Origin of the sequence: Geothrix sp., from assembly GCF_020622065.1 — a bacterium.
GTDB lineage: Bacteria > Acidobacteriota > Holophagae > Holophagales > Holophagaceae > Geothrix.
The window spans coordinates 1,065,275-1,087,075 of sequence record NZ_JAHRYQ010000001.1 but is presented as its reverse complement, the minus strand read 5'-3'; the positions used below and the strand labels follow the sequence as shown (position 1 = coordinate 1,087,075).

Here is a 21,801-nt window from a genome sequence, read left to right as displayed (position 1 = left end):
TCACTTCACCTGGCGCGTGGCCCCTTCAAGGTAGGTCTTGAAGGCGTCCGGCGCCAAGGGTGGGGCGATCTCGAAGCACACGGTGACAGCAGCGTCGGGCTTCTGCAGGTAGGTCAGGCGGAAGCGGGGACCGGGGGCCGGCTCGCTGGTGAACGCCACCCCCCCAGGCACGGCGGCCCCGGTGTAGCGGATGACATGGCCCTCATTGTCGAAGTAGATGGCCTTCAGCTGCCCGCCTTCGGCGAAGATCGTCATCAGATCCTCGTGATGGGTGGCGGGGCGCCCGTTGGCGGGGGGGTAGTCCGCGTGGCTGCGACGGACCAGGGCCTTCCCCTCCAGCTCGAAGCGGAAGGTCGCGGCCCCGGTGGCCTGGCCGGGCTGGCCATCGCCCTCGCCCTTCCACTGGCCCACCAGGAAGCGGACCGGCGAGAAGATGTCAGCCTTGGGCGCGGCTGCAGGGGCTGGCGTCTGGGCAGCCGTCGGCGTGGTCGTCTGGGCCGCCTGGGTCGTCAGGGGCGCCGCGATCAGCAGGGCAAGGATGGAAGGGCGCATGAAGCCTCCGAACGACCCTTGAATCTACCGCCAGATCTTGACGGTGGCGATCACTGGACGAGTCCCAGCCACTTCCAGTAGGTGAAGACCACGCCGGTCATGAAGGCGGCGGCCAGCACGCTCATCACGGCGCCGGTCTTCATCAGCTCCTTGGTCGTGACATGACCGGTGCCCATGGCCACGGCGTTGGGCATGTTGCTCACCGGCAGGAGATACTGATGCTGCATGTTCATCCCGAGAATGAGGGCGAAGCCCAGGGGATTTGCGCCGATGGCCACGGCGTGGGCGATGATGATCGGCGTCAGGGCCGTGGTCTTCGGGCCTCCACCCGTGAAGAAAATCTGCAGGCCGGTGATGAACCAGATGAGGATCACCATCTGAACCGCGTGGGGCATGGTGACGATGGGGGAGAGCATGGTGCCCGCCAGCCATTTCGCCGCACCGGAGCTGGCCAGCGCCGTCCCCATCGACAGACCCGCACCGTACAGCACGAAGACATTCCAAGGTACCTTCTGCTGAGCTTCCTTCCAGGTCATCACGCCCTTGCTGGGCCAGAGCAGCAGGATCACGGACAGCATGCCGATGATCACCACATTGATCTTGTGGAAGGAGTCCGTGGCCCAGAGGACCAGGGTGAGCAGGAAGACGGCCAGAGTGTAGGCCTCCATGCCGCTGAACTTGCCCAGGGCGGCCAGCTCGGTGCGGACGAAGTCCTGCCCCTTGCCCAGGTTCTTGAACTCGGGCGGCCACATCAGCTGGATCACATACACCGACACGAAGGCCAGGATGAAGGCCGGCGGGGCGCCCACCTTGAGCCACTGGGACCAGGAGATGGTGCTCTTCGTGGCGGTCTGGATGAGGCCTGCCGTGATGGGATTGCCCACATGGGCGGTGAGGACGCCGATGCTCATCATCGTGCCGCTCATGGCCACGATGAAGAGCAGCGCCTTGACGATGTTGCTCTCGCCGGGCTTGGTCCCGAAGGCCTGGCCCACGCCGAGGATGATCGGCAGCATCAACAGCGTGCGGGCGGTGATGGAGGGCACCAGGAAACTCAGCACCGCCATGACCAGCGCCACGGCCCAGTAGACCTTGATGGCCGAGCCGCCCGCCGCGTTCACCAGGAACAGCGCGATGCGCTTGGACAGCCCTGATTTCTCCATGCAGGCCGCCATGATGAAGCCGATGACGATGAGCCACAACGCCGTGTTGGAATAGCCAGCGAAAGATCCCGTGAGGTCCGTGGCCTTCAGTGCCGCGAGCAGGAATACGATGACGAGGGCGCTCAGGGCATCATCCAGGGCCTGCGTGACCCAGACGATGATGGCGAAGACCGCGATGGCCAGCGAGGCCTTCGCCGCGGGCTTCAGCGCCGCCGAGGTGGGCATGAACCACAGGATTCCCGCCAGACAGGCGAAAGCCAGCACCAGGTAGAGCCACTTCTTGCCACCCATGGGTCATTCCTTTCAGAAGGCCGTTCAGTCCAGGCGCGTGGTGCCCAACAGATTCCTGGCATCGAGGTGCTGCTTGAGCGCATGATTTACGCCCTTCACTGGCTCCGGCGTATAGGCGTCGTAGAACCTCTGGTTATGGGGTCCGACGCCATGCTCGGCGCTGTATGAGCCGTCGAAACCGCGCACTGCCAGTTCGTAGATCCGGGCCTGCAGTTCCTCGACGATCTCCGCCGTCGGGCGCGGGGATTCCGCTTCCATCCAGACCAGGTTGAGGTGCGTGCCCCCATCGCCCCAATGGCCGAAGTCGCAGGCCCGGACGAAGGGGTAATCCTTGGCCAGGAGGGCCACAGCCGCATCGGTGAAAGCCGCCATGCGGCTGCGGGGCACGCTGATGTCGAAGGCCAGCACTTTGCCTTCGTTGCGCAGGCTCTCGCTGATGTGGTGGCGGATGGCCCAGAATTCCTCGGGCTTGCCCATGAACACATCCGTGACCCCTTCGCCCGCCTCGCTTTCCAGGAAGGCGCCCAGGCGCTCCTCCAGGACCTCGGGCAAGTTCAAGGCGGTGTCGGGCAAGGTGGATGACAGCTCCACCAGCGCCGTGTAGGCGGGAGGTTGGCTGCTGCCGTAGGGATTGCGGATATCCTCGTGGTGCCTGAACACCGGATTCAGCGCGTTGGCGCTGATGACTTCGTAGGCCGTGAAGACATCCGCAAGCTCGCGCTCCAGGACCTGCATCAGGGCCAGCACGGCCCCACCTGAGACGCAGCCCACCAAGGCCACCGCATGCTGGCGGGGCACGGGCACCACCTGCAGCACCGCCCCGGTGATCACGCCATAAACGCCGCTGGTACCCACGAAGAGCTGCTTGAGGTCCAGGCCCGTGTTGTTCTTCCGCAGGTGGTTCAGCGCATCGACCACCGTGCCGTCGGCCAGCACGACCTCCACGCCCTGCAGGTTGTGGCGCACATCCCCGTATTTCAGGAGGCGCGTGCCACCGGTGTTGGTGGCGATCATGCCGCCGATGGTGGGATCCGCCCCGAGGTCGATGGGGAAAGTCAGGCCGTGCACGGAAAGGGCCTCATTGAGCGTGCTGAGCAGCAGGCCGCCATCCACCACCGCGGTGCGGTTGATCGGATCGATCTCCAGACGCTTGTTCAGGCGCTCCAGGCTGAGCACCAGCATCCGGCCGCTGGCGTCCGGGTTGGATGCACCCACCAGCCCGGTATTGGCCCCCTGAGGCATCACCCGGATCCCGCGCGCCTGGCAGTAGGCCATGAGCTTCGACACCTCGGCCGTGGTGCCAGGGCGGGCCGCCAGCAGGGCCTTGCCTTTCCCGTACCGCCAGCCCGACTCGTAGCGGACGAGATCCTCCGCCTCAGTCAAGACGGCATCGGCGCCCAGCATGGCGCGCAGGTCGGAAGCGATTTGGGCGAGGTCGTGCATGGGCTCTCCAGGCGGACAGCGGAAACGGGTTCCAGGGCCCCTCGGGAGCCCTGAACGCATGGATCACAGCGATGGTTCCGGGAAGGAGGCCCGTTCAGTCGGTCAAAGACGATCCAACAGTAATTTTACTCGAGCCAGGCCCCGATCAGGGCTTCAAATCGCTCACCCCGCTGCTCGAAGTTGTCGAACTGGTCGAAGCTGGCGCAGGCCGGGCTGAGGAGCACCTGGTCGCCGGGCCGGGCCAGGGCCAAAGCCGCGTGGACGGCATTGTCGAAGGCCGGCACCACCTCGTGGGGCAGATCGCCGAGATCGCGGGTGAGCTGGGGAATGGCCTCCCCGAGGAAGACGAGGCGTCGCAGCTTGCCCTCGAGCGCCGCGCGGAGGGGCTCGTAGCTGGCACCCTTGTCCGTGCCACCCAGCAGCAGCACCAGGGGACCCGGCAGCGCTTTGATGGCCGTGACCGTGGCGTCCACATTGGTACCCTTGGAGTCGTTGTAGGCGCGGACGCCGCCCTTCTCCCCGCAGAAGGCGATGCGGTGGGCCAGGCCGGGGTAGCTCCGCAGGCCCTCGCGGATGGCCTCCAGGCTGGCGCCGCCGTGCCGGGCCAGCAGCGCCGCGGCCAGGGCGTTCTCCACATTGTGGTCGCCTGGAATGCGCAGCTCATCGCGGTGCAGGAGCGCCTCTCCATGAAGGGTCAAGCGGCCTTCCCCGTCACACCAGGCTTCGCAGGGCGTCCAGCCGAATCGGGCCGCGCGCCCCGTCCCCGGGGCGTCCTCCCACCACTCGGAGTGGGCGGCGGGCACCACGCGGAGATCTCCGGCGCCCTGCCGTTCGAAGATCCGCAGCTTGGCCCGGCGGTAGGCCTCGAGGGTGCCGTGACGCGCGAGGTGGTCGGGCGTGAGGTTGAGGAAGGCGGCGCCCTCCGCATGGAACGCCGCCAGGGATTCGAGCTGGTAGCTGCTCAGCTCCACCACATAGACCGTGCCGGGAAGGCCGGCCGCGACGGCTTCGATCACGGGGGTGCCCAGGTTGCCGCAGGCCACCGAGGGCGTCCCCGCGGTCCCCAGCAGGTGCGCCGCCAGATCCGTGGTGGTGCTCTTGCCGTTGGTGCCCGTCACGGCGAGCACGAGGCTCCCGTCATTCCGGGCGCGGAGGACGCGATGGGCCAGTTCCACCTCCCCGATCACGGGGATACCCCGGACCAGGGCCTCGGCCACGAAGGGCGCGCTGCGGGGAATGCCGGGACTGATGACGAGCTCGCCGCAGCGCTCCAGCAGGGCTTCGGGATGGCTCCCCCAGACGCCGGGAATGCCCGCCTTCGCCAGGGCGAGCTCCAACTCAGGGCTGGGCTCGGAGCGGCTGTCCGTGACCACCACCGGCCGCCCGGCCGCCGCCAGGAAACGGGCCGCCGCCAGGCCCGAGCGCCCTGCCCCCATGACCACTGTCCTCATGCAGCCTCCCGCTCCAGCGTAACGGGGGACGGCCCGCCATGGGGTACACTGCCCTTCCGGCCCTTGTATGGAGCGGTCATGCAGAAGGGCATCCTGGAACATCTGCTGAGCGGCGAGGGCGCCATCGTGCCCCATGTCCAGCCCATGTACCGGCTCCGGGACAACCGCATGATGGCCCAGGAGTACCTGGCCCGGCACCTGGATGCGGCGGGCGTGACCCACCCCGTGGGCCCGATCCTCCAGGACCCGGGCCTGGCTCCGGCGGACCGCCTGGCCCTGGACCTGCGCTTCCTCGACGCCACCTTCGCCGCCCTCGCCCGCCACGGCGAAGGCGACTTCCTGCATTTCGTGAACCTCGAGCCGGTGAGCCTGGAGGCCCCCGGGTTCTGGGACTGCCTCCCGCGCTGGCTGGAGGCCCTGCCCTTCCCCGTGGAGCGCGTGGTGATGGAGTTCACCGAATCCCAGGGCGTGCATGATCTGGCGGCGCTCCAGCGCTATGCCCAGAAGCTGCGCGACGCCGGCCTGCGCCTGGCGGTGGACGACCTGGGGGCCGGCGTGGCCAGCCTCACCCACATGGCCCGCCTGGCCCCGGACTTCATCAAGGCCGACCGCAGCCTCGTGGAGCAGGTCCACCGCCGCCCCTACCAGGCCGCGCTGCTCAACGCCCTCTCCCACTTCGCCCAGCGCATGTGCATCGGCTTCATCGCCGAGGGCATCGAAACGCTCGAGGAACTTGAATCCGTCATGGATGCCGATGTGCCTTGGGGCCAGGGCTTCATCCTGGGCCAGCCCTGGCCGACCCGGCCCAGGCCGATCGCTGGGCCTATCGCAGCTTCAGAGAGCTGAGGGCCAGGATCGAGCAGACGATGGCGGTGATCCACATGCGGATCACCACTTTCGTTTCCTGCAGCCCGCCCAGCTCGAGGTGGTGGTGGAAGGGCGCCATGCGGAAGATGCGCTTGCCGCCCCGCAGCTTGAAGCTGCCCACCTGCAGGATCACGCTCACGGCCTCCACCACGAAGAGACCGCCGGCGATCACCAGCAGCACCTCCTGCTTGATGATGACGGCCACCGTACCCAGCGCGCCGCCCAGGCCCAGAGAGCCCGTATCCCCCATGAAGACTTCCGCGGGGTGGGCGTTGTACCAGAGGAAGCCCAGGCAGGCCCCGGCCATGGCCCCCATGAACACCGATAGTTCGGCACCGCCCGGAACATGAGGCACCACCAGGTAGGCGGCGATCTTCACATGGCCCACCACATAGGCCAGGATCGCGTAGGTGAGCGACACGATGAGCGTGCCGCCCGTGGCCAGCCCGTCCAGGCCATCCGTGAGGTTCACGGCGTTGCTCGTGCCCACCATCACCAGCCAGATCCAGGGAATCAGGAAGATGCCCACATCCGGCCGGAAATTCTTGAAGAAGGGCACGGACAGCTGGCTGGTGGCCGTACCCCGCAGGCCGAAATGCAGGATGAGCCACGCCACTACCAGCGAGATGCCGGTGAGCAGGGCCATCTTCTGCCAGCTGCTGAGGCCCAGGTTCTGCTTCTTGAGCAGCTTCTGGGCATCGTCGAAGGCGCCCACGGTGCCGAAGCCCAGCAGGGCCATGAGGGCCACCCAGATGGCGCCGTTCTTGAGATCGCACCAAAGCAGCGTGGATACGGTGATCACCAGCAGGATGAGGATGCCGCCCATGGTGGGCGTGCCCGCCTTCTTCTGGTGGTGCTCGGGGCCGACATCACGGATGTGCTGGCCCATCTTCAGGGCCGTCAGGGTGCGGATGACCCAGGGGCCCAGGAGCAGGCTCAACACCATGGCCGTGGCCGCCGCCATGGCCGTCCGGAAGGTCACATAGCGGAAGACGGAGAAGCCCGGAACCAGGTCGCGGAAGGGATAGAGCAGCCAGGGAAGCATGGGGATCCGTTCAAGAGCCTGAGGACTGGGGACTGAGGGCAGAGGATTGCAGAAGGAATTCCACGGCGCGCTCGGCCCGCCAGAATCGGCTTCCCTTCACCAGGATACGGGCTCCCGGCGGGATTGCGGAGAGTCCGCCGGCCCCGTCGCGCAAAGCCTCGAAATCCGGGAAGGCCCGGGCCCCAGGCCCGAAGCCCTCGGCGTAGGCGGCCGCGAAATCACCATAAGCCCAGAGGCGGGAAAGGCCCTGGGCCTTCAGGGCCACGCCGGTCTCCCGGTGGATGCGCAGCGCCTCGGGACCCAGTTCGCGCATGGAGCCCAGCACAGCCAGGGCCTCGCCACCCGGCAGCTGCAGAAGGGCCCGGGCGCAGGCGAGGATGGAATCGAAGCTGGCGTTGTAGGTCTCGTCCAGGATGCAGCCGCCCCCGGCGAGCGGGAGGAGACGCCCCCGGCCGGGCTCGGGCAGGACGGCTCCCAGGCCCGCCACGACACGCTCCGGATCGAACCCGGCTCGGAGCGCGAGGGTGGCGGCGAGCGCCGCATTCCGAACCTGGTGTTCCCCTGGCAGCTGGATCCTCACCGGGAGTTCGCCCATGGGCGTCCGCAGGCGGAAGGCCTCGCCGGCGGCGCCCAGGGATTCGACCCCTTCCCAGCCGTAGGCCTGCCCCTGGCCCACGGGGAGGGCCTCGGCATGGCGGGCCCAGGGCTGCCCGGCGATCCAGCGACACCACTCGTCCGCCGCCAGGTAGGCCCAGGCGCCTCCCGGCACCAGGCCCGCCACCAGCTCGCCCTTGGCCTCCGCAATGCCTTGTTGGCCCTTGGCGAAGTTCTCGATGTGGGCTGTGCCGACCAGGGTGATGAGTCCGAAATCCAGCGGGACGATTTCCGTCAGGCGGCGGATCTCGCCGGGTGTGCTCATGCCCATCTCAAGCACCGCGGCGCCCAGGCCCTCCGGCAGGGTCGCCAGGGCCTCGGGCAGCCCCAGGGTGTTGTTGCGATTGCCCGGTGTCTTCCAGCCCCCCACGGCCGCCGCCAGCAGCTCCTTGGTGCTGGTCTTGCCCACGCTGCCGGTCACGCCGAACACGGCCCGGGGGCGCACGGCCGCCAGCCGCACCTGGCCCCACCGCTGGAGGGCCGCCAGCGTATCGGGCACCACCAGCTGTGGACACCCGCTGTCCAGAGGATGATCCACCAGCAGGGCCGCGGCGCCCCTCTCGACCGCCTGGGCGCAGAAAGCATGGCCATCCCGCTCGGCCCGCAGGGCGACGAAGCAGGCGCCAGGCTGGATCGTCCGGGTATCCAGGGAGAGGGACGAGGGCCTCACCGCGCCGTCGCCGAGGATCTCTCCCCCCACTTGGGAGGCCACCTGGAACAGGGACCAGAGACTCATGCGGCACCTCCGCCTAACGCACGCGATGCGTGCTCCGGCGCGCTTCGCTTGCGGAGGCGGAGCCTCCCTGTGCCGCACCCAGGGACCCGCCTCAGCGAGGCAAGGCCGAGCAGGAGCACCTGGCTTGATGCCAGGTGCGATAGGGGGGAGGGCTTCGGCTGCGCCAAAGTGGCACTCCGCTCCTGCTTCGTGCTCATGCCGGCTCCTTGGCGGATGCACGGCGTAGCCGGTCCCGCACCGCCAGCCAAGCCTCCGTCTCCGGTGGCCGTTCCATGAGGATGCGCTCGAATCCCGCATCATCCAGCTCGTGCAGGAGGGCGTACAGCCGAGTCCCCACGGCCTCCGCGTCCAACGGAAGGAGGACGCCGCGGACCCCGCCGGGCAGGTGCGGCAGGACCCCCAGGGCCACATAGGCCACGCGCCCGGAAGCAGCCGCCAGACCCGATCCTGGCGCCACCAGCTCCAGCCGGGCCCGGGGCGCGTAATGGCGCTCCGCCATGCCGGGGGCGGCTTGGCGCACCCCAGCCTTCACCGCACCCGCCCACAGGTCCACTGGGCCGATGAGGGCGGCCAATTCAGCAGGCTGGATGGGCCCGGGCCGCAGGATCCGGGGAGCCTCTCCGCTGAGATCGAGGATGGTGGATTCGAGACCGGCTGCCGTCGCCCCCCCATCAAGGATGAGATCCACCGCCTCCCCCAGGCTGGAAGCCACATGCTCGGCGCGGGTGGGAGAGAGGTGCTGGCTGCGGTTGGCGCTGGGTGCCGCCAGGGGCCGGCCCGCGGCACGGATCAGAGCCAGCGCCACCGGATGCGCCGGGCAGCGCAGCGCCACCGAAGGGCCCCCCGCGCGGACGATGGCGGGCACCGTCTCCGAGGCCGGCAGCACCAGGGTCAGCGGGCCCGGCCAGAACCGCTCGACCAGGGCCTGGGCCTCGGCGGGCCATCGGGACACCAGCGCCCGGGCCGCACCGGCATCGGCCACATGCAGGATGACGGGGTTCGTGGCGGGGCGGCCCTTCGCGGCGTAGATGCGCGCCACAGCCTCGGGATTGAGCCCGTCCGCACCCAGACCATAGACGGTCTCCGTGGGGAAGGCCACCAGGCCGCCGGAGGCCAGGATCGCGGCCGCTTCGCGGATCGCGGGATCGTCCGGACCCGTGACCTGGAGCAGCCGCGTCACTTCGACTCCCCGAGCACGGCTTCCACGGCGCTGCGGTCGCTGTAGGGGTATTTCACGCCACCGATTTCCTGGTAGGGTTCGTGGCCCTTCCCCGCCAGCAACAGCAGGTCGCCGGGCCGGCAGTCCATCAGGGCGCGACGCACGGATTCGCGGCGATCGGCGCGGCGGTGGTACCGGGCGCCGTCGGCACGGATGGCTTCGGGAATCCCGGGGGCGGCATCGTCCAGGATGCGCTCCGGGTCCTCGGTGCGGGGGTTGTCGCTGGTGTGCCAGAGCACATCGGCCCCGGCCGCCACGGCTGCCGCCATGAGGGGGCGCTTGGCCCGGTCGCGGTCGCCGCCGCAGCCGAAGAGCACATGCAGGCGGCCCCCCGGCGGCAGCAGGCGCCGGCCTTCGGCCAGCAGCTTCTCCAGGGCATCTGGCGTATGGGCGTAATCCACCATCACGCCAAAGGGCTGACCGCAGTCCACCCGCTCCAGCCGGCCCGGGGCGCCAGTCACCTTGGGCACGGCCGGCACCAGCCGATCCAGATCGAAGCCAGCCTCAGCGCAGGCGGCCAGGGCCGCCAGCAGGTTGTAGACATTGAAGCGGCCCAGCAGGGGGCTGTGGACTTCCCAGCTTCCCTTGGCCGAATGGAGGGTGAAGCGGGTCCCCGTGGGGCCCAGCTCCAGACCATGGGCCCGGTAGCAGGCGGGGCGGTCCACGGCGTAGCTCACATGGCCTTCCCGCTCCAGCAGGCCGCGGCCCCAGGCGTCGTCGGCGTTCACGAGGAAGCGCCCGCTTTGCGCCACCAGGCGGTGCTTCGCCTCGAAATAGGCCTCCAGGGTGCCGTGGTAGTCCAGGTGATCCTGCGTGAGGTTCGTGAAGACGCCCACCTTGAAGCGCGCGCCGTGGACCCGGCCCAGGCAGAGGGCGTGGCTGCTCACCTCGACCGCCGAGGCCCGGTCGCCGGCCTCCACGCTGCGGTGCAGCCAGCGGTAGAAGGCGGGGCTTTCCGGCGTGGTGCGGACGGCCTCCTCCTCCCGGTCCCCCGCGGCATTCAAGACGGTGCCCACGAGCCCGCAGCCGATCCCCGCGCCGCGCAAGAGTTGGCGGATCAAAGTGGTGGTGGTGGTCTTGCCGTTGGTACCGGTGACGCCGATGAGGGCCAGCCGCTCATCCGGCAGGCCGTGCAGGCGACGGGCCAAGTCGGCCATCTGCAGCCTGGGATCCCCCGTGAAGGTGCAGCTGGCGACAGTCTCGGGCACCGCGACGCCCATGGCCGAAACGACAGCGCTGGCACCTTGCGTCAGCGCCTGGGGGACGAAGGCCGCGCCATCGGCCTGCTCGCCCTTCAGGGCCAGAAAGGCCCAGCCGGAGCGAACTTCCCGGCTGTCGCTGGTGAGGTCCACCACCTCGACCTCTGGACCGGAGCGCCGCAGGGCGATTCCATCAATGAGCGCGTCCAGCTTCATGGCATCCCCGCCTTGATCTTCACCACTGTCCCCGGCTCCAGCGGGGCGCCGGGTTCGGGGCTCTGGCCCAGCACCCGCGTCGCGGTCGTTCCCGGCGACGACTCCACCCGGGGACTGCCACCCACCAGCACCACGCGGTGGATGGCAGCCTTGAGGCTCAGCCCCTTGAGGTCGGGCACGCGGCCCCGCTCCACATGGACGGCGGCCTCGTCCGTCTCGCTCACGGGCCAATCGCGCAGGGACAGCTTCAGGTCCGCTTCGCGGTCCAGGTCCGGGGTGGTCTGCCGGAAACGGAGGATCCCATCGCCGATGCGCTTGAAGAGGGGCGCGGCCACATCGCCGCCGGTGGTGTCGCCCGCGGGATCGTCGAGCATGACCAGCACGCCGTACTGCGGCTTGTCTGCCGGGAAGAAGCCCATGAAGGAGGCGAAGTGGCGCTTGGGGTCGTACTTCCCGTCGATGAGCTTGCGGCTGGTGCCGGTCTTGCCGAAGGCCTCCACGCCGTTGTCGAGCCGGGCCCGCTTGCCCGTGCCCTGGGTGAGGACGCCCTTGAGCGTCTCCTTCATCAGGTTCGCGGTCTCCTCGCTCAGCACCTGCCCGCGCACAGTGGGCTTGAATTCCTTCAGCAGGAGGCCCTTGTCGTTGTAGATGCGCTGCACCAGGATCGGCTGCATGAGCTTGCCGCCGTTGGCCAGGGCGCAGCCGGCCATGAGGATCTGCAAAGGCGTGGTGCTGAGGCCATAGCCGTAGGAGAAGGTGTACTGGGTCGGCACGCTCCAGCGGTCAGGGGCGATCATGCGGCCCGGGCTCTCGCCTGGGAAGTTCAGCCCGGTCGCATCTCCGAAGCCGAACTTGCGGAGGTACTGGTAGTGCACGGCGGGATCCAGCCGGATGCCCATCTTGGCGGCACCGATGTTGGAGCTCTGCCAGAGGACTTCCTCGAAGGTGAGCACGCCGTGGCGGTGTGTATCGGTGATGGGGGGGACCTTCGGGCTGTACAGCCAGCGGCCGGCCAGGCAGTCGATGCGTTCCCCCAGGTGGACCTTGCGCTCTTCCAGGGCGATGGCGGCGGTGAAGATCTTCATGGTGGAGCCGGGCTCGTAGACATCCTCCACGGGATGCACCTTGCGGGCCGCCTTCTGGCGTTCCAGCTCCCGGCGCAGCTCTTCGCGCTCGCTGGCCGACAGCTCGGCCTCGCCGCGGTTGAGGAACTTCTTCGGCAGGATGTGGTTCGGGTCGAAGGTGGGCGTGCCGGCCATGGCCAGGATTTCGCCGGTCTGGGGATCCACCACCACGGCATAGGCCGTGCGGGGACGGGACAGGCGCACCCCCTCCTCCAGCGCGTCCTCCACGATGTGCTGGATGGAGGCATCAAGGCTTAGCTGGAGCGAGGCCCCATTCACGGGCACCTGGCTATAGTTCTCCTGGAGGATGAGCAGCTTGCCATGGGCGTCGCGGGGGGCGATGAGCTCCCCCTTCAGCCCCGCCAGCTGCTTGTCGTAGGTCTGCTCGATGCCCAGCTGGCCCAGGCCGTCGATGTTCGTGAAGCCGATGATCTGCGCCGCCAGGCTGCCGCGCGGGTAGAAGCGGCGGCTCTCGGGCTGGAACTCGATGCCATCCAGGTTCAAGGCCCGCACGGCGGCGGTCTTGATGGGGGGCAGGTGCCGCTCGAGGTAGACGAAGGTCTTCTTGCGCAGGAGCTTTTCCATCACCTGCCCACGGGTCTGCTCCAGGATGGGGGCCAGCTTGGCGGCCACCTCGGACGCGGCCCGGCGGTCCGGCTCGCCCCAGTGCCGCTCCTCCCCCTTCACCGGCTTGTAGTCCGGATAGAACACGCGGGGATCGGCGAAGAGGCTTTCGACTTTGATGGAGATGGCCAGCGGCTCGCCCCGTCGGTCCCGCAGCTCCCCACGGATGGGCGGAATGGGTACCACCGTGGTGTGCTGCTGGTCGGCCTTGGCGCGGTAGCGCTTGTGCTCCACCCCCTGCAGCCAGAAGAGCCGAAGGAGGATGCAGAGGGCCCAGAAGGCCATGCCCCCCATGATCCAGGGCATGCGCCGGCCCAGCAGATCCTGGGGATCCTGCCGGCCCAGCAGGCGCCGGGAAGCACGGGGTTCAGTGGCGAAGCGGAGGGACACGGGAAGGCCGGGGCTGGATGGAGCGGTGACGCGGGGCCGCAGCGCCCCACAGCCTATAGGCTACAGCCCTTCGGAGGACACGGGACGGAGCTTGGCGAGGCGCTGGTCCTCGGGCGTGAAGGCCCGGCGGATCAGATGGCCCTGCTTGCGGGGCTGGAGCCCCGCCTTCTGGGCGTAGACCTGGACTTCCTCATCGCGCTGGTAGCGGCTGCGCTCCAGCATGAGCTTGCGCTGGAACTCCTCCTCCTTGCGGATGCGCTCTTTCAAGTCGCCCATGGCGTAGCTCAGGCGCGTGCTCTGGATCTTCAGATAGGCAAGGGTGCCGAGGGGCATGGCCAGTGCCAGCACCAGCAGCAGCATGCGCAGGATGCCTTCGCTCTCGACCATGCGGACGGGAGCGGCGGGGCTCGGCAGAGTTCCGGCGGCCATGGGTACCTCGGTCAGGGGAGCCGTTCCGCCACGCGCAAGCGGGCGGACCGGGAGGGGGGGTTGCCGGCGGCTTCGGCCTCGCTGGGGGCGATGCCACCGGGATGGATGAGCTTGAGGACCTTGGGAAGCGGTGCGGGGGCCACGCGGCCGGGCCCGTCGTAGGTGCCCGCGAGGCGCCGCAGGGTCTGCTTGACGATGCGGTCCTCCAGGCTGTGGAAGCTGATGACCGCCAGGCGACCGCCGGGCCGCAGGTGGGAGACCGCCGCCTCCAGCGCCCCAGCCAGCCGGTCCAGCTCGCCGTTCACGGCGATGCGGATGGCCTGGAAGGTCCGGGTGGCGGGATCGCTCTGGCCCTTCCTCTTGGCCGGTTCGCGGGGGATCACGGTGTAGACGGCCTGGGCCAGATCCCGCGTGGTGGCCAGCCGGCCTTCGCCATGCGCCCGGAGGATGGCGCGGGCGATGGGCCGGCTGGCACGCTCTTCGCCGAACTGGTAGATCGCGTCGGCCAGGCTTTCGTCGGTCTGCTCCGCGATCCATTCCAGGGCGGTGGGGCCGGCATTCGTGTCCATGCGCATGTCGAGGGGGCCTTCGTCCCGGAAACTGAAGCCCCGCTCCGGAGTTCGGAGCTGCAGCGTGGAAACGCCCAGGTCCGCCAGGATGGCGTCGAAGCCGCCCGGGGCATGGGCTCCGGTCCAGGCCAGGAACTGGGGATCGGTCCAGATGTCCTCGTAGTTCCCCGCCAGGATCTCCACGCGGCCGTCGTCGCCCAGGCGGCGGCGGGCCAGGTAGCGGGCCTCGGGGTCGCGATCCACACCCAGGTAGGCGGCAGCCTTGTCGCACCGCCCCAGCAGGGCTTCGGCATGGCCGCCCAGGCCCAGGGTCAGGTCGAGGACCCGCGCGGCCGGAGGCAGCATCAGGTTGTCCAGCACCTCCTGGAGGAGGACGGGCACATGGATGGGGGGCTGAATGGTCATCATCAGATCCCCAGGTCCGCAAGCTGCGCCAGGTCGTCGGCACCGAGGGGCTCGGCCGCGAGGCGCCGCTCGAAGCCGGCCTTGTTCCACAGGGCCAGGTGGTCCATCTGGCCCAGCACGGCCACCTCGCCCGTGAGCTGGGCGGCCTCGCGCAGGATGGGCGGGATGACGAAGCGGCCCTGGGCATCCGGCTCCACTTCGCTGCCGAAGTAGGCGGTGGTCTCCAGGAACTTGCGCTTGGCGGGGCTGGTGGACGGCAGGGCCGCCAGACGCGCCTCGATGGCCTCCCAGACCGGCAGGGGATAGAGCCGGGCGGAGCGGCCGTCCAGCGAAGTCAGGTAGTGCCGCAGGGCGGGAATGCCCTCGCGCAGACCCCGGCCCCCTTCGCCCTGGGCGAAGGTTTCCAGCTCGGCCTTGAAGGATGAGGGGAGCTTCAGACGGCCCTTCTCATCCACCGTGGCCGGTGAGTTTCCGCGAAGTCGCAGCACCGGTATCGCCTTTCAACCAGCTACCCAGGAGAGGCCGATGGATGCGAGGTGAGACCACTTTGATCCACTTCAGACCACTTTTCTCCACTGAGAGCCACCTCAAAGTCTAGAAAGACCCGAGATTGCAACAAGCGGAAATAAAAACGAAAAAGACACGCAAACGCGTGCCTTTTTCGCTAAATGGAAGGGTTTCGGCTACTGGCAGAGCTTCCCGCCGAGGGGTTTCCCCCCCAGCAGGTGGAAGTGCAGGTGGAAGACCGTCTGGCCCGCATCGGGGCCGCAATTGCTCAGCAGGCGCCACCCGCCGGCCATGACGCCATGATCCCGGGCCAGCTGCGCGGAGAGCTGGAGGATCCGACCCGACAGGGCGACCACCTCGGGGCTCAGATCGCCCAATCCTTTGCAGTGGGCCTTCGGAATGATGAGCAGATGGACGGGCGCCTGGGGGAAGATGTCTTTGAAGGCGAGCAGTTCGTCGTCTTCATACACCAGGGCCGCGGGGATCTCCTTCCGCGCGATCTTGCAGAATAGGCACTCGCTCGCAGGGGCGCTCATCCGGGACCTCCCATGTTCCACATCATCTTGCATCAGCCCGAGATTCCGCAGAATACCGGAAGCATCGGCCGCCTCTGCGTGAACAACGGCGTGAAGCTGCACCTGATCCACCCGCTGGGCTTCGACACCAGTGACTACTACCTGCGCCGGGCGGGCCTCGACTATTGGGAGAAGCTGGATCCCACCCACTACGCCGACTGGAACGATTTCCTGGCCCGGAATCCCGCCAAGCGCCTGTGGTTCTTCACCACCAAGGGCGCCCGCCGGCACACCCAGGTGCCCTGGGCTTATGGCGATGGGCTCGTCTTCGGCCAGGAGACCGTGGGGCTGCCCGAGGACCTGCTGGCGGCCCACAAGGACTCGCTGCTGCGGATCCCGATGCTGGGCGACCACCACCGCAGCTTGAACCTGGCGCAAGCCGCGGCCATTGGCCTTTACGAGGCCCTGCGGCAGACTGAGGGTTGGTAACCTCCGGAGCCCCCATGAACCCAGCGCCGATCCGCGTCGTCATCGCCAAGCCCGGCCTCGACGGGCATGACCGCGGCGCCAAGGTCGTGGCCCGCGCCCTGCGCGATGCCGGCATGGAGGTGATCTACACCGGCCTGCGGCAGACGCCGCAGCAGATCGCCGCCGCCGTGGTGCAGGAGGACGCCCGCGTGCTCGGCATGAGCATCCTCAGTGGCGCCCATAACCAGATCTTCCCCGAGGTGCTGCGACTGCTGAAGGAGCAGGGCGCGGACGATGTGCTGGTCTTCGCCGGCGGCATCATCCCCGACGAGGACATCCCCGGCCTCAAGGCCCAGGGCATCCGGGAGATCTTCCAGCCCGGCACGAACACCGACGACATCGTGGCCTTCATCCGGCGCGAGATCCCGAACTGATGGCGAAGACCAGTCCCCTCTTCGAGTGCACGGCCTGCGGCGCCCGCCATCCCAAGGCCCTGGGCAAGTGCACGGGCTGCGGCGCCTGGGACACCGTCCAGGAGATCCGCGGCACCCTGAAGCGCGACCTCCAGCGGGCTGGATCCGCCTACGCGCAGAGCCACTACGCGGGCCCCATCGCCCTTCCCGATGTGGAGGTGACGGACGCCCAGCGCAGCCCCACCGGCATCACGGAGCTGGATCGCGTACTGGGCGGCGGCGTGGTGCCGGGCATGGTGGCCCTGCTGGGCGGTGAGCCGGGCATCGGCAAGTCCACGCTGCTGCTGCAGTGGGCGGCCACGACGGAAGGCGCCGTCCTCTACGCCAGCGGCGAAGAGAGCGAGCGCCAAATCAAGCTGCGGGCTCAGCGCCTCGGCGCGGAGAACCCGGGCATCCACCTGCTGGCCGAAACGGATGTGCGCCGCATCCTCGAGGAAGCCGAGCGCATGAAGCCGGATCTGCTCCTGGTGGACAGCATCCAGACCCTCTTCGATCCCGACTTCGAGAGCAGCGCCGGCAGCGTGAGCCAGGTGCGCGGCTGCGCGGCCATGCTCACGCGCTGGGCCAAGACCACGGGCACACCCCTGGTGCTGGTGGGCCATGTCACCAAGGACGGCAGCCTCGCCGGGCCCAAGGTGCTGGAACACCTGGTGGACACGGTGCTGGCCTTCGAAGGCGACCGCCACCACCACCACCGCCTCCTGCGGGCCCTCAAGAACCGCTTCGGCGCGGCCTTCGAGCTGGGCGTCTTCGCCATGACGGAGAAAGGTCTGGTGGCCGCCGAGGGCAACCCCTTCTTCCTGGACGCCGAGCCCCGGCCCGGCTGCGCCGCCACGGTGGTGCTCAGCGGCACCCGGCCCATGGTGGTGGAGATCCAGGCCCTGGTGGCCGCCGCGGGCCTGGGCATCCCCCGCCGCACGGCCCTGGGCATCGACGGGCAGCGGCTGGCCATGCTCTGCGCCGTGGCCGAGCGCCGCGGCGGCGTGCAGCTCCATGACCGGGACATCTATGTGAATGTGGCCGGCGGCCTGGAGATCGAGGATCCCGCCGCGGATCTCGCCGTCATCGCCGCCCTGTGCAGCAGTGCCGGCGGCCGTCTGCTGGCGGAGAAGTGTCTCTTCATGGGCGAAGTCGGTTTGACCGGCGAGGTGCGCCCCGTGGCCCAGCTGCCCCTTCGGCTCCAGGAGGGCGCCCGCCTGGGCTTCAGCTGCGCCGCCGTGCCCCGCCTGGGACTGGAGGGCAAGAGCCCCCTCGACCTCTTCCCCGAGACCAGCGTGGAGCGCCTGCGGGGCAAGGCCTGGCTGAAAGGCATCGTGGAGGAGTAGCGGGCGACCCGCTGGAAATCCCCGGATGGTTCCGGCCCCCATCCGACCTATGCTCGACCCATGACCTGGAAGCCCGCTCCCCGGCCCGGCTTGGATCCCCTCGCCCTGCCCCTCGATCCGCTCCAGGGCTACCTGTTGTCGCGGCTGGACGGAACCCTCGATGTCCCGACCCTCGCGCACCTCATGAACCTGGAGGAGCGTGAGGTGGCCGGGATGCTGAGGGCCCTGGTGGCCCTGGGCGCCGTGGCCCCCGAAGGGCCCGCCGCTCCGCTTTCCGCTTCACCTTCCGGGCCGCCGCCCTCCGCGTCGATGGAGCCCGGCTCGGAGAACCCCGAAGCGGGGGAGGAGACTCCGCTCGCCAAGGCCCGGGCCGCCACCCACCGGGCCCTCTTCGAGCAGCGGCTGCATGCCCGACCCGTGGATGAGCGCGTCGCCCTGGCGCGGGGGGCGACGGAGCCCGAACTGAGCGCCTACTGCTTCGACCCCACCGCCGAAGTCGTCCGCGCCGTGCTGGACAATCCCCAGGTGGGCGGTCTCCACGCCCGCCTCATCGCGGCCCACCACCGCACGGCGGCAGGCCTGGAGGCCCTGGGCGGGCGCACCGCCTTCACGAATGATGGCGGCGTGCGCCGGGCGCTGCTGCAGAATCCCCTGCTGCCGATCGGCCTCTACCGGCGCCTCTGGTCCTCCCGGCGCCTCCTGGAGCAGTACCTCGTGGCGACCTCCCGCGATTCGCCCGAGCAGGTCCGCGCCATGGCCCGGGAGCTGCTGCGCACGAGTTTCAACCAGCGCACGGGCGAGGAGCGGGCCGAGCTCATCCTCACCACGGAGGGCCGCTGCCTCGCGAGCCTGGTGGGCCTCACCATCGACGGCCACACGACGGCCCTCCTCTGCCGCCGCACCTATGTCTCCACCCTGCTCATCCAGAACATCGCCCGCTGGAGCGCCGCGCCGCCCCCGCTCATCGCCCACCTCCGCCGCCAGGAGGCCGTGAAGCGCAATGCGGCGCTGCGGCAGCTGCTGGAACGGCATCCCAACGCCAGCTGACCATCCAGCGGATCCCGACGGGAACGGCACCCGCAGAGACCGCGGAGTGGGCGAAGGGCGCCGGGAATGGCGGGCACACCTTCCCCTCTGCGAACCTCCGCCCCCTCTCCCAACCTCCGCGAGTGTCGCTCTCTTGAGCCGCTTAGGCGTAGACCCGCTGCAGGCCTGGATCCTGCGTCAGTTCCTCGATGAGGTCGCGGACGCTGACCAGGTCGCGGAGCTTGGCGCCGTTGCTGCCGGTGAAGAAGAGGCCACTCTCCTCGTCGCCGCGCATGGCGTCGGCCAGACGGTCCGCGATGCAGTAGCCCACGGCGGCGGCCCCCTTGCCGTGGCCGCAGGGCGACAGGCAGTTGCTCACGCAGCGGATCTGGGGCGCGGTGCCGGCCTCGATGCGCCGCTGCAGGGAGGTCCGCACGCCCCGGGCGGGCAGGCCCACCGGGGACTTCATGAGGCCGATGTCCTCGGCCTTGGCCCGGAGGATGACCTCCTTGAAGATGGGCGAGGCGTCGCACTCGAAGGTGCCGATGAAGCGGGTGCCCATCTGCACGCCGGAGGCGCCCAGGGCCAGGAAGCGTTGGATGTCGGCGTGATCCCACACACCGCCCGCCACCAGGATGGGGAAGTCGCCCCACTTGTCCCGCTCCTCGATGACCTCGGGCAGGATGTTCTCCAGGGTGTGGGCCGGATCCAGACAGCCGTCGTGGCTGAAACCCTGGTGACCGCCGCTTTCGGGGCCTTCCAGCACCACGGCATCCGGCAGGCGGTTGTACTTCCGCTGCCACTGCTTGCAGATCACCTGGAGCGCCCGGCCCGAGGACACGATGGGCACCAGGGCCACATCCGCGTCGCCCACATAACCCGGCAGGGCCAGGGGCAGGCCTGCGCCGGACACGATCATCTGGGCGCCACCGGCGATGGAAGCCCGCACGGCGGACTCGTACCCTTCGATGGCGCAGAGGATGTTCACGCCCACGGCGCCCCGGCCTTCGGAGCGCTCCCGGGCGGCGCGGATGATCCATTCCAGCGCCTTGGGCGGGTTCAGCGAATCGGAGCCATCGGGGCGGCCCAGGCGCATGGTGGGGTTGGCTGAGCCGTGGTAGCCCGTGCCGATGGCCGAGACCAGGCCCACGCAGCCCTCACGGGCCACGGCGCCCGCCAGGCCTTCCCAGGAGATGCCCACACCCATGCCGCCTTGCTGGATGGGATAGGCCAGGTCGAGGTTGCGGATGCGCAGGCGCGGCAGGGTGCAGGCACCCTTGCGGACGAGCGCCTGGGCCATGGAATCCAGGCCGGCCATGAGCCGGGTGCGGAAGGCGGCCAGGGGCGAAGCGTCCAGCAGCGAAGGCGTGCGCGGCTGGAGGCCGATGGCCCCATCGGCCATGGCCTGCTTGGCCTCGGCTTCCGTATCGGCCACTGCCATCACGGGAAGTCCCAGGAAGCGCAGGGCTGCCACATCGCAGGCCCGGGCCAGCAGGGCGGAAGCGCCGCCGGCCTTGGCCTGGGCTCCTTCCTCGGGGCTCTGCACGGCCACAAGGCGGGGCATGTTCGCGTGCTTCAGCATAGCCAGCGAGGGCGGCAGCTCCGCCGTGTGCAGCAGGAAGGCCACGCCGGCCTCGCGGGCGGCGGCCATCACGCTATCGGCGCTGTCCCGCAGGCCCCGGAGGTCCAGACCGATCTTGGCGCCCTCGCGCATGGAGGCCTTGAGTTCGTGCAGCCGCTCCCGGAGCTTGGCCGCGTCGGGGAAGGCCTCGGTGCGGGGCAGCGCCCAGCCTCCGGCCCGCAGGAAGGCGGCCTGGAAGTCGAGGGAACCCGGCGCCTGCCAACCCTGGAGGGTGGGCAGCGTCGAGGTGTTGAAGAAGGACTCAGCCATTGCGGGCTCCGGGATCGCGGGAAATGTCTTACCGCAACAAGCATTCTGGGGCCAAAACCCTGTGACGGCGTTCAAGGTTTTGACCCCAGGTCAGGCCATCCCGGGCCAGACCTCCTGAAGCCAGGCAAGCCGCTGGTCATGAAGGTAAAAAACAGTGGCCAAAAATAACCTCTGGCGGATCCTCCGCGATGCGGCGAAACGCTACGGCCGGGCCACCGGCGCGGGCGTCTCCACGGGATCCAGGAAGGGCATCATGCGGCGCAGGTTCCGGCCCACCTGTTCGATGGGATGGTCGTGATCTGCGGCCCGCTGCGCCTCGAACCACCGGCGCCCCGTGCGGTTCTCCTCGATCCACGCCGCGGCGTAGCGGCCGTCCTGGATCTCCTTCAGGATCTCCTTCATCTCGGCCTTGGTCTGCTCGGTCACCAACCGGGGCCCTCCGCTGTAGTCGCCGTATTCCGCCGTGTCGCTGATGCTGTAGCGCATGAAGCTGAGGCCGCCCCGGTACATCAGGTCCACGATGAGCTTCAATTCATGCAGACACTCGAAATAGGCAATCTCGGGCTGATAGCCGGCTTCCACCAGGGTCTCGAAGCCCGCCTTTACGAGGGCGCTCGCCCCCCCGCAGAGCACCGCCTTCTCGCCGAAGAGATCCGTTTCAGTTTCTTCCGCAAAGGTTGTCTCCAGGACGCCTGCCCGAGTCAGGCCAAGGGCCGCTGCGTAGGACAGCGCCAGGGCCAGGGCCTGCCCGCTGGCGTCCTGGTGGACGGCCACGAGGGCCGGCGTGCCCCCGCCTTCCACGAAGACCTCGCGCACCCGGTGGCCGGGGCTCTTGGGGGCCACCAGGCTGACATCCACCCCCGCGGGCGGCTGGATGCAGCCGTAGCGGATGTTGAAGCCGTGAGCGAACATCAGCGTCTTGCCCGGCGTCAGGTGGGGCGCGATGGATTCCTGGTAGAGGGCGCCCTGCCCCGTGTCGGGGGTGAGGACCATGATCACATCCGCCCAGGCCGCGGCTTCGGCGGGCGTGGTGACGGTGAGGCCCTGGGCTTCGGCCTTGGCCCGCGAGGCGGAGGCGGCCGGAAGCCCGACGCGGACATGGACGCCGCTGTCCTTGAGGTTGAGGGCATGGGCGTGGCCCTGGGAACCGAAGCCCAGGATGGCGACCTTGCGGGCGCGGATGAGGCCGAGGTCGGCGTCGTAGTGGATCTTGGCCATG

The 21,801-nt window shown here is 69.1% G+C and carries 20 protein-coding genes; 5 read left to right on the top strand and 15 right to left on the bottom strand.

The window, feature by feature from the left end; genetic code table 11:
* From QZ647_RS05040 to murD, 4 genes are all read right to left on the bottom strand, one after another.
* The gene (locus QZ647_RS05040) at positions 1-552 is read right to left on the bottom strand and encodes a hypothetical protein (RefSeq protein ID WP_291271118.1); all 552 of its coding nucleotides are present in this window, start codon (positions 550-552) and stop codon (positions 1-3) included.
* 50 nt (positions 553-602) lie between these two features.
* Positions 603-2,006, bottom strand: coding sequence for a DASS family sodium-coupled anion symporter (locus QZ647_RS05035; protein WP_291271117.1), 1,404 nt, complete (start codon positions 2,004-2,006; stop codon positions 603-605).
* A 24-nt stretch (positions 2,007-2,030) separates the two neighbouring features.
* Positions 2,031-3,449 carry an FAD-binding oxidoreductase gene (locus QZ647_RS05030; protein ID WP_291271116.1) on the bottom strand — a complete coding sequence of 473 codons (1,419 nt, stop codon included), beginning with the start codon at positions 3,447-3,449 and terminating at the stop codon, positions 2,031-2,033.
* A 125-nt stretch (positions 3,450-3,574) separates the two neighbouring features.
* Positions 3,575-4,900 (bottom strand): UDP-N-acetylmuramoyl-L-alanine--D-glutamate ligase, encoded by a 1,326-nt coding sequence (gene murD, locus QZ647_RS05025; protein ID WP_291271115.1) that lies wholly within the window; start codon positions 4,898-4,900, stop codon positions 3,575-3,577.
* A 78-nt stretch (positions 4,901-4,978) separates the two neighbouring features.
* On the opposite strand from murD, the gene QZ647_RS05020 reads away from it, so the two are divergent.
* Positions 4,979-5,746 (top strand): EAL domain-containing protein, encoded by a 768-nt coding sequence (locus QZ647_RS05020; RefSeq protein ID WP_291271114.1) that lies wholly within the window; start codon positions 4,979-4,981, stop codon positions 5,744-5,746.
* On the opposite strand, the gene mraY is transcribed toward QZ647_RS05020, so the two are convergent.
* From mraY to QZ647_RS04975, 9 genes are all read right to left on the bottom strand, one after another.
* Complete coding sequence (gene mraY, locus QZ647_RS05015; protein WP_291271113.1) at positions 5,724-6,812, bottom strand: phospho-N-acetylmuramoyl-pentapeptide-transferase; 1,089 nt, start codon at positions 6,810-6,812, stop codon at positions 5,724-5,726. The two genes, QZ647_RS05020 and mraY, sit on opposite strands and share 23 nt — an antisense overlap.
* Before the next feature lie 10 nt (positions 6,813-6,822).
* Positions 6,823-8,202, bottom strand: coding sequence for a UDP-N-acetylmuramoyl-tripeptide--D-alanyl-D-alanine ligase (murF, locus tag QZ647_RS05010; protein WP_291271112.1), 1,380 nt, complete (start codon positions 8,200-8,202; stop codon positions 6,823-6,825).
* A gap of 193 nt (positions 8,203-8,395) precedes the next feature.
* Entirely contained in the window at positions 8,396-9,382 is a 987-nt protein-coding gene (locus QZ647_RS05005) for an L-threonylcarbamoyladenylate synthase (protein ID WP_291271111.1), read from the bottom strand.
* Positions 9,379-10,836 (bottom strand): UDP-N-acetylmuramoyl-L-alanyl-D-glutamate--2,6-diaminopimelate ligase, encoded by a 1,458-nt coding sequence (locus QZ647_RS05000; RefSeq protein WP_291271110.1) that lies wholly within the window; start codon positions 10,834-10,836, stop codon positions 9,379-9,381. The genes QZ647_RS05005 and QZ647_RS05000 overlap by 4 nt, the downstream gene beginning before the upstream one ends.
* Entirely contained in the window at positions 10,833-12,974 is a 2,142-nt protein-coding gene (locus QZ647_RS04995; protein ID WP_291271109.1) for a penicillin-binding transpeptidase domain-containing protein, read from the bottom strand. The genes QZ647_RS05000 and QZ647_RS04995 overlap by 4 nt, the downstream gene beginning before the upstream one ends.
* A 60-nt stretch (positions 12,975-13,034) precedes the next feature.
* Complete coding sequence (locus QZ647_RS04990; RefSeq protein ID WP_286353449.1) at positions 13,035-13,403, bottom strand: hypothetical protein; 369 nt, start codon at positions 13,401-13,403, stop codon at positions 13,035-13,037.
* 11 nt (positions 13,404-13,414) lie between these two features.
* The gene (gene rsmH, locus QZ647_RS04985; protein ID WP_291271108.1) at positions 13,415-14,377 is read right to left on the bottom strand and encodes a 16S rRNA (cytosine(1402)-N(4))-methyltransferase RsmH; all 963 of its coding nucleotides are present in this window, start codon (positions 14,375-14,377) and stop codon (positions 13,415-13,417) included.
* Between the two features lie 2 nt (positions 14,378-14,379).
* Positions 14,380-14,865, bottom strand: a complete 486-nt coding sequence (locus tag QZ647_RS04980; protein WP_291271107.1) for a hypothetical protein — start codon at positions 14,863-14,865, stop codon at positions 14,380-14,382.
* Between the two features lie 195 nt (positions 14,866-15,060).
* Entirely contained in the window at positions 15,061-15,420 is a 360-nt protein-coding gene (locus tag QZ647_RS04975) for a histidine triad nucleotide-binding protein (protein WP_291271106.1), read from the bottom strand.
* 12 nt (positions 15,421-15,432) lie between these two features.
* Here QZ647_RS04975 and QZ647_RS04970 point away from each other — a divergent pair, with 12 nt between their 5' ends.
* The 4 genes from QZ647_RS04970 to QZ647_RS04955 are packed head-to-tail and all read left to right on the top strand — an operon-like array spanning position 15,433 to position 18,712.
* Positions 15,433-15,888: a tRNA (cytidine(34)-2'-O)-methyltransferase gene (locus QZ647_RS04970; RefSeq protein ID WP_286353453.1), complete on the top strand. Its 456-nt coding sequence runs from the start codon at positions 15,433-15,435 to the stop codon at positions 15,886-15,888.
* 14 nt (positions 15,889-15,902) lie between these two features.
* Positions 15,903-16,301 (top strand): cobalamin B12-binding domain-containing protein, encoded by a 399-nt coding sequence (locus tag QZ647_RS04965; RefSeq protein WP_291271105.1) that lies wholly within the window; start codon positions 15,903-15,905, stop codon positions 16,299-16,301.
* Positions 16,301-17,665 carry a DNA repair protein RadA gene (radA, locus tag QZ647_RS04960; RefSeq protein WP_291271104.1) on the top strand — a complete coding sequence of 455 codons (1,365 nt, stop codon included), beginning with the start codon at positions 16,301-16,303 and terminating at the stop codon, positions 17,663-17,665. The genes QZ647_RS04965 and radA overlap by 1 nt, the downstream gene beginning before the upstream one ends.
* Before the next feature lie 60 nt (positions 17,666-17,725).
* Positions 17,726-18,712, top strand: a complete 987-nt coding sequence (locus QZ647_RS04955; RefSeq protein ID WP_291271103.1) for a hypothetical protein — start codon at positions 17,726-17,728, stop codon at positions 18,710-18,712.
* 142 nt (positions 18,713-18,854) lie between these two features.
* Here the strand turns inward: QZ647_RS04955 and QZ647_RS04950 are convergent, their stop codons facing one another.
* A complete protein-coding gene (locus QZ647_RS04950) occupies positions 18,855-20,582 on the bottom strand; it encodes a nitronate monooxygenase family protein (protein ID WP_291271102.1) in 1,728 nt (575 codons plus the stop codon).
* Positions 20,583-20,783: 201 nt separating this feature from the next.
* Positions 20,784-21,800 (bottom strand): ketol-acid reductoisomerase, encoded by a 1,017-nt coding sequence (gene ilvC / locus QZ647_RS04945; protein WP_291271101.1) that lies wholly within the window; start codon positions 21,798-21,800, stop codon positions 20,784-20,786.
* Between the last annotated feature and the right edge of the window lies 1 nt (position 21,801).

Coding starts and splice junctions, on each gene's coding strand:
- QZ647_RS05040 (WP_291271118.1), bottom strand. CDS start 552: ATGCGCCCTTCCATCCTTGCCCTGCTGATCGCGGCGCCCCTGACGACC.
- QZ647_RS05035 (WP_291271117.1), bottom strand. CDS start 2,006: ATGGGTGGCAAGAAGTGGCTCTACCTGGTGCTGGCTTTCGCCTGTCTG.
- QZ647_RS05030 (WP_291271116.1), bottom strand. CDS start 3,449: ATGCACGACCTCGCCCAAATCGCTTCCGACCTGCGCGCCATGCTGGGC.
- murD (WP_291271115.1), bottom strand. CDS start 4,900: ATGAGGACAGTGGTCATGGGGGCAGGGCGCTCGGGCCTGGCGGCGGCC.
- QZ647_RS05020 (WP_291271114.1), top strand. CDS start 4,979: ATGCAGAAGGGCATCCTGGAACATCTGCTGAGCGGCGAGGGCGCCATC.
- mraY (WP_291271113.1), bottom strand. CDS start 6,812: ATGCTTCCCTGGCTGCTCTATCCCTTCCGCGACCTGGTTCCGGGCTTC.
- murF (WP_291271112.1), bottom strand. CDS start 8,202: ATGAGTCTCTGGTCCCTGTTCCAGGTGGCCTCCCAAGTGGGGGGAGAG.
- QZ647_RS05000 (WP_291271110.1), bottom strand. CDS start 10,836: ATGAAGCTGGACGCGCTCATTGATGGAATCGCCCTGCGGCGCTCCGGT.
- QZ647_RS04990 (WP_286353449.1), bottom strand. CDS start 13,403: ATGGCCGCCGGAACTCTGCCGAGCCCCGCCGCTCCCGTCCGCATGGTC.
- rsmH (WP_291271108.1), bottom strand. CDS start 14,377: ATGACCATTCAGCCCCCCATCCATGTGCCCGTCCTCCTCCAGGAGGTG.
- QZ647_RS04975 (WP_291271106.1), bottom strand. CDS start 15,420: ATGAGCGCCCCTGCGAGCGAGTGCCTATTCTGCAAGATCGCGCGGAAG.
- QZ647_RS04970 (WP_286353453.1), top strand. CDS start 15,433: ATGTTCCACATCATCTTGCATCAGCCCGAGATTCCGCAGAATACCGGA.
- QZ647_RS04965 (WP_291271105.1), top strand. CDS start 15,903: ATGAACCCAGCGCCGATCCGCGTCGTCATCGCCAAGCCCGGCCTCGAC.
- radA (WP_291271104.1), top strand. CDS start 16,301: ATGGCGAAGACCAGTCCCCTCTTCGAGTGCACGGCCTGCGGCGCCCGC.
- QZ647_RS04955 (WP_291271103.1), top strand. CDS start 17,726: ATGACCTGGAAGCCCGCTCCCCGGCCCGGCTTGGATCCCCTCGCCCTG.
- QZ647_RS04950 (WP_291271102.1), bottom strand. CDS start 20,582: ATGGCTGAGTCCTTCTTCAACACCTCGACGCTGCCCACCCTCCAGGGT.
- ilvC (WP_291271101.1), bottom strand. CDS start 21,800: ATGGCCAAGATCCACTACGACGCCGACCTCGGCCTCATCCGCGCCCGC.